Consider the following 12,294-nt stretch of genomic DNA (forward strand, 5'->3'; position numbering starts at 1 on the left):
TTATGAAAAAATTATTGGTTGTTTTTCTTTCAATTTTTGCGGTTATCGTCAGCGGCTGTTCATTAAACGCGCCTGGCGGGGAATCTTCCTCAGGATCTCAAGGTTCTCAGGACTCGGAAGGCATTAAAATTGGATTGTCCATGTCAACGCTCAATAATCCATGGTTTGTGACGCTTAAAGACAGTGTCGTTGACACGGCTGAAAAAAACAGTGGAACAGTTGAAGTGGTGGATGCGCAAAATGATTCCGCAAAACAAACAAATGACATTGAAGATCTGCTCCAAAAAGAAATTGATGTGCTTCTAATCAACCCAACAGATTCCGCTGCGATTTCGCCTGCAGTTCAATCAGCTAACAGTGCAGGTATACCGGTTATTACTATTGATCGTTCTGTAGACGAAGGAGACGTTGAAGCGCTAATTGTTTCAGATAACGTTAAGGGCGGAGAAGAAGCTGCTAAATATTTAGTTGAAACACTTGGCGAGGGAGCAAAAATTGCAGAACTGGAAGGAATTGCAGGAGCATCTGCGACAAGAGACCGTGGTGAAGGATTCCATAGTATTGCAGATAGTCAATTAGAAGTTGTGGCTAAGCAGGCTGCAGATTTTGACCGGACAAAAGCTTTAACAGTTACAGAAAATATTTTACAAGCTAACCCTGACATTCAAGGCATCTTTGCGCAGAATGATGAAATGGCTCTAGGTGCTCTTCAAGCTGTACAAGCTTCGGGAAAAGATATTGTTATTATCGGTTTTGATGGAAGTGAAGACGCATTTAAGGCGATCGAAGCAGGGGACCTGCAGGCAACAATAGCCCAGCAACCTGTCGAAATGGGACAGATTGCGGTTGAGTCAGCAATCGATGGAATCGATGGAAAAACAATTGAAAAAGAAGTCATTATTCCAACAAAGCTAACAACAAAAGAATAATATTCAAAGCTAGAAGAACAACAAAGAAAAAATTATACAGGATGGGTAGTGTCTGTTCGGCATATTCTTGTTGTGTAACAAGCTTACTCTCTTCCGTATGAAGCTTTTTTGAACCAGATAGTTAAAAAAGTATGCGAGCATTTCATTTTCTAGGTGAAAACGAAATGCTTCGATAATATCTTATTTTTTTACTAGAGCATCGACGATATCTGTTGTAAACTGGTTCATAGGGAAGGCCTCTTTTCTGTGAATTGTGTTGTGGTGATTCAATTCTACAAGAAAAGGTCTTCCTTTTTCTATTTTTCATTTACACAAGATATTGTACGCTCTCATAAATTTATTAAAAATGAAAACAATTTATAAATATCTTTTATTCTTTTTACAAGTAAAAGTATAATGTTAAATGGCTTTTAAAAATCACGCATAAAAGCATAAAGCCGATCCCTTCATTCCTGGGGTATCGGTTTATTTAATATATTTGGATCCTGCTCGAAAGACAGTCTAAAATGGCGAAAGGAGAAGGGAAAATGGATGAGAGATTATTGAAAATTTTTAAAAGCTTGCTGCTTGCGCGGTCCCCTTTGACTAGTACCCATTTAGCAAATTCCATTCAAGTAACATCAAGAACAATCAGAAATGATATAAAAGAATTAGCAATTATTCTTGAAGAATATGGAGCAACAGTTAAATCTATTAGAGGAACCGGATACCAATTAGTCATAAACCAGCATGAAACATTTCAAAGATTCGTGCATGAAACAATGAATAATCCAGCAACAAGTGATAGTTACACACCGGAAGGCCGTATCCAGTACATTATTAATCGATTACTTCTTACAAATGATTATCTTAAGCAAGAAGAATTGGCTGATGACTTGTATATTAGTAAATCAACGCTTCAAAAATTAATGAGGGATGTTAAAAAAGTATTTGAAAAATATAATATCGAAATTGAAATGCGTCCGAATTATGGAATGAAACTAAAGGGTGAAGAGATCAGTTTACGTTTCTGCTTATCTGAACACTTGTTAAATCGTTCAGAAAATGAAATAGAGAAAATAAATGATCTTGTCAAAATTGTTACAAAAGAAGAACTTCAAACCATTCGGACGATTATTTTGAAAAAAGTTTATGAACGCGATGTGACACTTTCAGATATTGGATTAAACAATTTAATTATCCATCTCGCCATAGCGTGTAAACGGATTAGAGATAATAACTATGTATTGTTTATTAATCAGGAAATAAACAATTTAGCCAAACAAAAAGAATATGACGTAGCATTGGAAATAATAAATAACGTTGGGGAAAAATTAAACGTTGATTTTCCACCTTCAGAAATTGCTTATGCAGCAATACACCTGTTAGGAACTAAAATGATTTCAAATGATGATTTGGATGAAAATGAAGTGGCGAATATGTTGGATGAAAATATCCATAATCTTGCTAATGAAATGGTTGAAAGAGTAGAAAATTCTTTGAAAATTGGTGTTGAAGATGATCGGGAGCTTTATCTTGGAATATGCCTCCATTTAAAACCGGCTATTAACCGATATCGGTATAAGATGAACATACGGAATCCAATGTTAGAAGCAATAAAAACTAATTATCCACTGGCTTTCCAAGCAGGTATTATTGCTGGAACTGTTTTAAAAGAAGTTCTGAATATTGACATTGACGAAGGAGAAATCGGTTACCTTGCATTGCATTTTGGTGCTGCAATTGAGAGAAGTAGCATGAAAAGTAAAACCAAGCGGTGTTTAATTGTGTGCGCTTCTGGTCTTGGCAGTGCAAAATTGCTTTATTATAAATTACGGTCAAAGTACGGAAGTGATTTGGATATTATTGGCACTACAGAGTATTATAAATTGAGTGAATTTCCGTTCGAAACAATTGATTTTGTTATTAGTACCATTCCCCTAAAAGAAAAGTTGCCTGTTCCCGCAATTTTTGTTCATTCTATTTTAGACCAATCAGACTTAAAAAAGGTTGAAGATGTAATAAGCGGAAAAGCTGCAAATAGTTTTAAATACACACGTAAAGAACTTACGTTTTTGAATAAAGATTTTCGAACGAAAAAAGAGGTTCTTGCTTTTCTATCATTGAAGCTTCAAGAGCTTCAGTATGTAGACGAAACGTTCCTTGATTCGGTTTTTGAAAGAGAAGAGGCTTCGCCTACATGTTTCGGGAATTTAGTAGCGGTTCCTCACCCTCTCAAACCTCAAACGGATGGAACTTTTTGGGTGATTTGCACATTAAAAAAACCAATTCAATGGGCCGATAAATCGGTTCAGTTTGTTTGTTTATTATGTGTTCAAAAAGATGGTGAGCACAATTTAAAACGTATGTATGAAATGCTTCTGGGGATACTTGAGAATTCCGAATTAGTGCATCAATTATTAAAATGCGAAAATTACCAACAATTCACAAGCGTACTTCTAAAAAATATATAAAGATAATTTGTTGTTTTGTATAAGAAATAAGGCGTGGAGACTTAAAAGCACAGTTCTTCTCAAGAACTTATGCTTCATGTCTCTTTTTTTATGATCATGCATCGCTTTTTCCGTTGTGATGTGGAAAAAGAAAACGTATAGATGAAAGCGTTTTTAATTTATACTAAATTTAGTTAAAAGAACTAAAAAAATTTAGGGAGATCTACTAACAATAATATTTTAATGTCGAGGTGAAAAAGTTTGGACTATCAAGAAATTATTATGGGGCTAATAGTCAATGCAGGAAACGGCAGGAGCAAAGCAATGGAATCCATAATCTTAGCGAAAGAAGGGAAATATCTAGACGCCAGAAAAAAATTAGAAGAAGCAGCAGAAGATTTGGGAAAAGCACATCATTTACAAACTTCACTAATTCAGCAGGAAGCAGGAGGGGAGAAGAAAGAAGTTACCCTGTTGATGATCCATGCACAAGATCATCTAATGAACGCGATGACTGTAAAAGATCTGGCCGCTGAGTTTGTTGACTTATACGAAAAGCAACAAATTATAGTTGCTCAATAAATGATATATCAAAAAATTTTGGAGGGAAAATTATGAAAAATATTTTATTGGTTTGTGCAGCTGGGATGTCTACTAGCCTATTGGTATCAAAAATGAAAGAAGCAGCTAAAGGTCAAAATATTGAGGCTGAAATTAATGCTATTTCAGGCACAGAATTGAGGAAGCATATTGATAAAGTGGATGTTATTTTGCTGGGTCCTCAGGTATCGTATCAAAAAGGTGAGTTTGAAAAAATGGCAAATCCAATTGGGGTGCCCGTTGAAGTTATTAACAGTGTAGACTATGGAACAATGAACGGGGAGAAAGTTTTAAATCGCGCTCTAGAAATCAGTAAATAATTAAGTTTTTCCTTGAACAGCTAATAATCAATGGGAGTGGTAGGCATTCCCGTCAGATAGTAATACTCACCAAGGATGTATTGATTGATATGGATTTATCTATGTTAATCGAGATGAATTCAATTTAAAAGACCTTAAACGAATAAGAAAGAAAAGCTTTAATTGGTACAAAAATGTAATCAAAACAAATAGAAAACATTTTGACACTGGAGCAAAATTATAAAAGGGAATTTGATTTTTATTCAAGAAGAAAATTGGAGGGGTAACAGATGGCACAAATAAACAGCATCGTTCCAACGTTACAAAAGTATGCCGGAAAATTGCAGCAAAATCGATATTTACAGTCTATTTCGGATGGGCTTATGTCCACTTTGCCATTTTTAATTATTGGTGCATTATCCACTTTATTAACGAGCATTTCTTGGGAGCCATATCAGGCATTTATCGCGCCTGTGAAAAGCTTGCTTGGCATACCGGGAGCTGTTACAACAGGCATGATTGCTTTATATGCTGCTTTTTTCATTGCATATAAATTAGCTGAGACATTTGATCACGATCCTCTTTTACCTGGTGCAGTCTCATTGGTTACTTTTTTGCTTTTAACGCCCATTTCTGTATTTGATGAAGTGAGAGCGCTTCCTTTACAATGGCTTGGAGCTCAAGGCTTGTTTGTAGCAATTATTATTGGTCTTTTGTCTTCTAGACTATATGTTTGGGTGCTAGATCGAAACTGGACAATTAAAATGCCGGAGGGAGTTCCCCCTACTGTAGCCAAAACATTTATCGGTCTAATTCCAGCAATTATTGTCGTAATGATTTTTATAGCAGTAGCTGGTCTGTTTCAACTGACCTCATTCAATACGGTCCATGAATTTATTTATTCATATTTGCAAATTCCATTACAAGGTTTGGGTGGTTCTCTTGGAGCCCTTATCATTGCATTAATTATTATGCAGGGACTATGGTTTTTTGGAATTCATGGTGCTATCGTTACTCTGGCTATTGTTAAGCCTATCTGGATGAGTCTAGATTTGCAAAATTTAGAAGCTTTTCAGGCCGGTGAACCACTTCCGAACATCATTGGACTTGCATTCTGGTCGCTTTACGCCAATTTTGCTCCGATGATAGCTTTAACACTCTTATTAGCATTCCGTGCAAAGAGTAAACAGTTGAGAACGATAGGAAAGTTAGGGTTGCCGGGGTCATTTTTTGGTATACATGAACCTCTCATCTTTGGGATTCCTGTCGTACTGAATCCGATTTTAGCCGTTCCCTTTATTTTAGGTCCAGTTTTGTGCGTTATTGTAGCATATATTTTCACTACATTAGGTATTGTGCCTGCCCCAATAGGCATTTATCCACCTTTTGGGACACCAATCTTTGCGATGGGCCTTCTTGAAGGAAGTTTGCGTATTGCCTTATTGCAGGTTTTGCTTGTTCCAATATGTTTAGTAATGTATTATCCGTTTTTCAAAGCTCTCGATAAACAATATGTCGAAAAATCCAAGGCGGAAGAAGAAGCGTCACAATTTAATGATAATACTACATTAAATGAAGTTTCAGCAGGTAAATAAAGAAATAAAAATAACTGTCGAAAAAGAAGAATATCCACTTTTTCGACAGTATTTTATCTTTTGAAAAAGGAACCTTCATAGGAGTGGAATTCTTTGATAGAACTAAAAATATCAGAAAACAATCGGCATTTTTTAAAAGAAGGAAAAAGGTTTTTCTATTTGGCTGATACCGTATGGAGTGCGTTTACAAATATTTCTTTAGAGGAGTGGGAAGAATATCTTAACTACCGCAAGCAGCAAGGTTTTAACGTTCTTCAGATAAACATTCTCCAACAATGGGATGCAAGTGGTTCAGATATTTCCATTAAACCATTTAAATGCAATCTGGACGGCTCTTTTGATTATTATTCGATAAATGAAGAATATTTTCAAAGAGCAGAAAAAATGGTATCGATGGCTGTAGAAAAAGGGTTTGTTCCCGCACTGGTTCTTATATGGTGTAACTACGTGCCAGATACTTGGGCATCTGTACTTCAAAAAGAAAACAAAATGCCAATTGATGTTGTTGAACAGTATGTAGAATATGCTGCAAGTATCTTTTCTAAGTTTAAACCCATTTATTTAATAAGTGGCGATACTGACTTTCCATCTGAGCAAGCGATAGAGTATTATCGAAAGGCTTTAAAAACAATTAAAAGAACAAGTCCTGACTGTTTAACCACTTTACACATCCAGGGCAGGCTCAGTGATATACCTAAAGAATTCATGGACGAATCCAATATTGACTTTTATATGTACCAATCAGGCCATAACTCAAGTTACCAGTACATGTCTTTTAAGTTAGCACAAGAATTTTACAACAAACCAGTGAAAAAACCAGTATTGAATTCAGAGCCGTGTTATGAACAAATGGGATATAGCAGGAAAGTTTATGGAAGATATTCAACTTTTGATGTTAGAAAAGCTGCTTGGCAAAGTATACTATCGGGGGCAAGCGCAGGAATTACGTATGGAGCACATGGTATTTGGAGCTGGCACAAAAAAGGCAAAAAGTTTGGAGTGACAGGAGAAGGATTTGATGCTCCTTACGATTGGAAAGATGCTTTAAAATTCGAGGGTGCTTGGGATTATGGATTTATTAAATACATTTTTGATTCGTATAATTTGAAAGATTTACAACCAATAGATATAGTCCTTAAGAATACAGAAGAGATTCGTACAGCTCTAACCCCTGATAAAAATAAAATAATTATGTATATTCCTTATGCAACAACATTGAATTTAAAGGAAAATCTTTCTGATTATTCATTTACAATCATTGATTTAGATAAAAAGAGGTTTGCAAAAGCAGATGTGAGCAACAAAGAAAATAAAACGACACTTGGGATGCATACTTTTGAATCGGATGTTGTCATCATTGGAACAAAAGAAGTTTAAAAGTTTTTCATACTATATTATTAAAAGAAGCAGAAAGCATTATCTGGCTAAAGGGTTGAGGATCGAATACGCACAGAATACAGATTCAGCAGGAGTAATAGGTGCTGCTTTGGATTTGCATTCGAAAAATAAGTGGTCTTTTAGGACAATATTAACTAATATGAAGAACATTTAATTTCTGGCTGGGAACAGGATACATGATTAATAAAAAAGGAGAATCATTATGACAAGTTATAGTTTTCCTGAAAACTTTTTATGGGGCGGCGCAATTGCAGCCAACCAAGCGGAAGGAGCCTTTCTGGAAGGCGGCAAAGGACTTTCAAATGTTGACTTGCTTCCATCCGGAGAAAAGAGAATCAGTATTATGAAAGGAAACGTTCCTTCTTTAAGCCCTGTTGATGGAGAGTATTACCCTTCGCATGAAGCAATCGGTTTCTACCACCGCTATAAAGAAGATATCGCCCTATTTGCTGAAATAGGCTTTAAAGCATTGCGTATCTCGATCGCCTGGGCGCGCATTTTCCCAAATGGAAACGATGAAACACCAAATGAAGCTGGCCTTCAATATTACGATGAGTTGTTTGATGAATTGCTGCGTCATGGCATTCAGCCTGTTGTAACTATTGCTCATTTTGATGTTCCTGTTCACTTAATTGAGAAATATGGAAGCTGGCGGAATCGAAAACTTGTTGATTTTTTTGAAACTTATGCAAAAGCCATTTTTACCCGTTACAAAGATAAAGTGAAATATTGGATGACATTCAATGAGATCAACATGTTACTTCACCTCCCTTTCTTGGGCGCCGGTCTCGTTTTTAAAGAAGGTGAAAATAAAGAGCAGATTCAATATCAGGCAGCCCATCACCAGCTTGTAGCCAGCGCACTGGCTGTCAAAGCAGGGCATGAAATTATTCCAGATGCGAAGATTGGCTGTATGCTTGCTGCCGCTATGACTTATCCATATACATGTAATCCTGACGATGTGATGAAAGCGATGGAGCGTGACCGCGAGTCGTTCTTCTTTATTGATGTACAGTCAAGAGGGAAATATCCAGGCTATGCAAAGCGTTTCTTTAAGGATCACGACTTAAACATTGCCATGGAAGAAAATGATGAAGAACTATTGAAAAATCATACTGTTGATTATATTGGTTTCAGTTACTATTCCAGCCGTTGCATCAGTACAGACCCTGAAGTACTCAGCAAAATGACATCGGGAAATGTCTTCTCTTCTGTATCAAATCCTTATGTGAAAAAATCCGAGTGGGGCTGGACAATTGATCCAAAAGGACTCCGCATCACAGCAAATCAGTTATACGATCGTTATCAAAAGCCTCTTTTCATTGTAGAAAACGGTCTTGGTGCCATTGATGAATTAGAAGGAGATCAAGTGAATGATGACTACCGTATCGACTATCTCCAACATCATGTTAAAGAAATAGCGGAATCGATTCAGGACGGTGTCGAAATTCTAGGTTATACAAGTTGGGGACCAATTGATATTGTCAGCGCCTCTTCCGGAGAAATGAAAAAACGATATGGCTACATTTATGTGGACAAAGACAATGGCGGCAATGGATCATTAAAACGAATCAAGAAAAAAAGCTTCTACTGGTACAAAGAATTAATCGCTGCTAATGGGGCAAATCTAGCCATCAGAGAGTGATCAATTGAATTGATACTAATTTTCATAGTATACATTCTTTTTCTCTAGAAATTTTGTTTAAATGAGTCGGCTTTAAAATTTATTCACAAGGTAGCTTAATGAGTAGAGTATATGGCTCTTTTATATCAACATCTCTTTTTAAAAAATCTATACGACCGAAATCAATTTTTGGAAGAGTTGATTATTTCAATTTTATAATTAGCTTCAGTCGTTGTTTGGGGCGGTCTAAAATTTAGACCGTCTTTTTTTACTATCATCCTGCTTGAACTCCACACCATATAAAAACTATCTATAAGTGATATGTTGTATAACTATCCTCGCGGTCGGTAGGCTGATGCGTTCTATAATTACATGGCTAAAATTTCATATAATTAGAGGAGGGGAGACCAGAAAAATATCTTCTTCAGTGAATTCAAACTTTGCGCTAAATTCTCATTTAATGCAGAGTTTACTTGTAGCAAAAATCCCTATCACATCTTTTTGTAAACATGCAGTGGTTTCATTATAAACATATATCAGGGATTATTACTTTTTTCATCTATTAATCCATTTATTACTCTATTATACTAGATTATAGAATAAAGGCTGAGATAAGGAGAGGATCATAATGAAAAAGCCATTACATGTTTTAGCTGCGGTGTTAGCAGCGGGGACAGTGTTCACCTCGTCCATTTCTCCAGCATTTGCGGAAGAGAATACAAGCCCAGTACAGGATACAATTGTTGATTCGCCAGCGGTGCAGGAAGGATCAACACCATTCCTTGATGTAAATGGGACAATCTACGAAGAGGCTGTACAATTCCTTTTGGACAATATAATTACCATGGGTTTAAGTGAAACGCATTTCGGAGTAGAAGAGCCAATCAAACGAGTGGATACTGCTGTAATTATGTACAAATACTTGGCACTTGATGGTCAGAACAATGCCCCTAAAACCAATTTCAAAGACGTGCCGGCTCGTGCAGTTCCAGCCGTGGCAGCTCTTAAATACAATGGAATCATAATGGGTAAGTCAGATGTATACTTTGGATCTGCGCTTAACATTACGCGAGGCGAAGCAGCTATTATCTTTTCTAGGTCATTTGGATATGAAACTACAGATAAAGTTTCTATCCAGCCAGTTGAAGAAGCGAGCAAATTCACAGATGTAACGGGCCACTATGTGTCTGCTGTAAATATGCTTGTAGAACGTGGTATTATCCAAGGAAAATCGAACAACAGGTTTGGCACAAACGAGTACTTAACAAGAGGTCAATTCGCTTTAATGGTTTATAGAATGAGCCAATATGAGCGCCCGTCGATTAATGACTGAGCACTTTAAATAAGACTATTTTTGATATAATATACTAGTTGCTTGACTGGTAACATAAACTCGCCCAAAACAGCGTTCAGAAAGGAAGGTATAGAAGATCTTCCTTTCTGAACAACCTAGTAGAGAAGAGAGCGGCCTTGTTCAACCGCTCTTTTTTCTTGTCTAATTTTAAACTATGCGTAAAATCTTAATTCCGCGCATAGTTTGACCATTTTTGACCAATTAGAAAGGATTGATTTTTATAGCTGCACCGCAAGAAGAACGTCTTGCAGAGAACCGAATTGAAATCTTGCTCCCGTTATTTCCTTTCTACGTGCAAAACGCCGGTATGGACACCTCTGGTGCGGGTATGTTTAGACAAAAATTTTCTATAAGCTAATTATTAATTCAAAATTAAACAACAAAAGTATACCTAAACAAATGTATACTTTTGTTTAGGTATACTTAATTATCTTCATTAGATTTATTTCTCCTCTTGAACAAACTCGCTCATAAAGTGAAACTGTTTTTGCTGCCGTTCTGTTAGACGGTTCTCCACATAGTTTTCAACCAGCTCGTTAAGAATCGCATAAGTTTTATTCTCATCCATAAATTTACCGAGCATGTTTATCTGGGTATGAAGAAGCGTTGGAACTTTTATTGTTTTGATAGAATTATTCTTTCCTACTACCGCTTTACGTTTTTCTTTGTCCCTTGGAGGTTCAACTGATGCCGGTACTTTCTCAAAGTATTTCTTTTGTTGGCTGTTTAATTCTTTTTTTTGTTCTTCGACCTTAGGATCGATACTCTCTGTTATATTTTCTCTAAAAGTTTCTTTCTCCTTATCATCGATCTTAATTTCTGTTTCTCCAATCTCATTTCCTTGGTATTCTCCTTCATTAGCCGATCCTGATTTCTTGACACTATATTTAAAAGGTTCTTTATCGTTAAATTTTACCGGCTGTGCTCGTAAGCTATCTACTCTTTTTAGATTTAACAATTGACCTTTTACATTTTTTTCACTCACCGCGAACTTCACCGCCTTCAAAATGCTCTATTTTATCAAGCATTTCTTGAACAACCTCAATAAAAATTTGGTGCGCTCTATTATCATGATGATCTCTGTATGTAATACCTGTGATATCCCATGCTTTTAATCTTTCCAAATGTTTTATATAGTTCTCAAATACATTATCTTCTCCAAACAATTCTTTTGCTCTTTCGACAGTTGCATGATCAACACGGCCTCCTGGACGCAGTAAAACAGGGAGTACTCCTGCGACTTGAATATAAGCACTGTACTCATCTATCATAAATTGGAGATAAGAAATGTATGTTTCAGCGCCTTCAAGAGAAAGCTCCTGAGCTTGAAGTATAATTAATACATAATCAGCTGCCATCATGGCATTGTCCGAGTAATCACTGATTGTGGGCGGTACATCAATGAAAATATAATCATATTTTTTTTTCAACGGCTCTAACAGTGTTTTTAAATAAGATACTTGGTCAATGTCATCTGGAAATCTACCATATAAAAATTTAGGTAGGTTTTTAAAAGAAACAGCTGCAGGAATAAGATCCAAATTCTCTTTTACATTTAAAATTGACTTCGATAAATCACCATTTTCAAAACCTTCAAATATAGAAGACTCTATTTCTGTAATCCCGGCTGATCTTGCAATAAGAGTAGTGGCATTTGCCTGTGGATCCATATCAATTAGCAGAACTTTTTTATTCATTTCATGAGCCAGTTCCCACGACGCCATGACTGCCACTTTTGTTTTTCCAACGCCACCTTTAAAATTACCGACTACAATTGTCTTTGCTGACATTCTTTTCATCCTCCCAACAAATGTTATTCACGAAAGTATACCTAACACTTTTCCACTTATGTTTATATTACCATAGGTAGAAGTTTGCGAGAAGCACTTTTGCATTTTTTGTCTGAATAGGATAAATGTTTTTATTTATGATTAAATTTGTAATAAAAATGTAATATTTCGTGATTATTAGGTAATTATCTCACACAAGTAGAAATTTCTACTTTTCCACCTGTGCGAGAATAACCACCTTCCTCGCATAAGTAGAAATTTCTACTTTTCCAC

10 protein-coding genes and 1 pseudogene are annotated in these 12,294 nt (G+C 36.1%); 9 read left to right on the forward strand and 2 right to left on the reverse strand.

Annotated features, from left to right (window positions below):
• Window positions 1-2: 2 nt before the first annotated feature.
• From NLX67_RS15150 to NLX67_RS15190, 9 genes and pseudogenes are all read left to right on the forward strand, one after another.
• Entirely contained in the window at window positions 3-929 is a 927-nt protein-coding gene (locus tag NLX67_RS15150) for a D-ribose ABC transporter substrate-binding protein (RefSeq protein ID WP_254312353.1), read from the forward strand.
• Between the two features lie 527 nt (window positions 930-1,456).
• Window positions 1,457-3,382, forward strand: coding sequence for a BglG family transcription antiterminator (locus NLX67_RS15155; protein ID WP_254312354.1), 1,926 nt, complete (start codon window positions 1,457-1,459; stop codon window positions 3,380-3,382).
• A 261-nt stretch (window positions 3,383-3,643) separates the two neighbouring features.
• On the forward strand, window positions 3,644-3,943 hold the full coding sequence (locus NLX67_RS15160; protein WP_254312399.1) for a PTS sugar transporter subunit IIA: 300 nt from the start codon (window positions 3,644-3,646) through the stop codon (window positions 3,941-3,943).
• Window positions 3,944-3,975: 32 nt separating this feature from the next.
• Window positions 3,976-4,281: a PTS sugar transporter subunit IIB gene (locus tag NLX67_RS15165; protein ID WP_254312355.1), complete on the forward strand. Its 306-nt coding sequence runs from the start codon at window positions 3,976-3,978 to the stop codon at window positions 4,279-4,281.
• Between the two features lie 88 nt (window positions 4,282-4,369).
• Window positions 4,370-4,504: pseudogene (locus tag NLX67_RS15170) on the forward strand (family 1 glycosylhydrolase); the annotation flags it as partial.
• 46 nt (window positions 4,505-4,550) lie between these two features.
• Complete coding sequence (locus tag NLX67_RS15175; protein ID WP_254312356.1) at window positions 4,551-5,855, forward strand: PTS sugar transporter subunit IIC; 1,305 nt, start codon at window positions 4,551-4,553, stop codon at window positions 5,853-5,855.
• A 93-nt stretch (window positions 5,856-5,948) separates the two neighbouring features.
• Window positions 5,949-7,232 carry a glycoside hydrolase family 140 protein gene (locus tag NLX67_RS15180; RefSeq protein ID WP_254312357.1) on the forward strand — a complete coding sequence of 428 codons (1,284 nt, stop codon included), beginning with the start codon at window positions 5,949-5,951 and terminating at the stop codon, window positions 7,230-7,232.
• Window positions 7,233-7,455: 223 nt separating this feature from the next.
• Window positions 7,456-8,898, forward strand: a complete 1,443-nt coding sequence (locus tag NLX67_RS15185; protein WP_254312358.1) for a 6-phospho-beta-glucosidase — start codon at window positions 7,456-7,458, stop codon at window positions 8,896-8,898.
• A gap of 607 nt (window positions 8,899-9,505) precedes the next feature.
• Window positions 9,506-10,210 (forward strand): S-layer homology domain-containing protein, encoded by a 705-nt coding sequence (locus NLX67_RS15190; RefSeq protein WP_254312359.1) that lies wholly within the window; start codon window positions 9,506-9,508, stop codon window positions 10,208-10,210.
• Between the two features lie 463 nt (window positions 10,211-10,673).
• On the opposite strand, the gene NLX67_RS15195 is transcribed toward NLX67_RS15190, so the two are convergent.
• Both NLX67_RS15195 and NLX67_RS15200 read right to left on the reverse strand, forming a co-directional pair.
• Window positions 10,674-11,216 carry a hypothetical protein gene (locus NLX67_RS15195; protein WP_254312360.1) on the reverse strand — a complete coding sequence of 181 codons (543 nt, stop codon included), beginning with the start codon at window positions 11,214-11,216 and terminating at the stop codon, window positions 10,674-10,676.
• A complete protein-coding gene (locus NLX67_RS15200) occupies window positions 11,209-12,021 on the reverse strand; it encodes an AAA family ATPase (RefSeq protein WP_254312361.1) in 813 nt (270 codons plus the stop codon). The genes NLX67_RS15195 and NLX67_RS15200 overlap by 8 nt, the downstream gene beginning before the upstream one ends.
• Window positions 12,022-12,294: the final 273 nt, after the last annotated feature.

It is taken from the genome of Domibacillus sp. A3M-37 (genome assembly GCF_024213455.1).
Taxonomy (GTDB): Bacteria; Bacillota; Bacilli; order Bacillales; family Domibacillaceae; genus Domibacillus; species Domibacillus tundrae.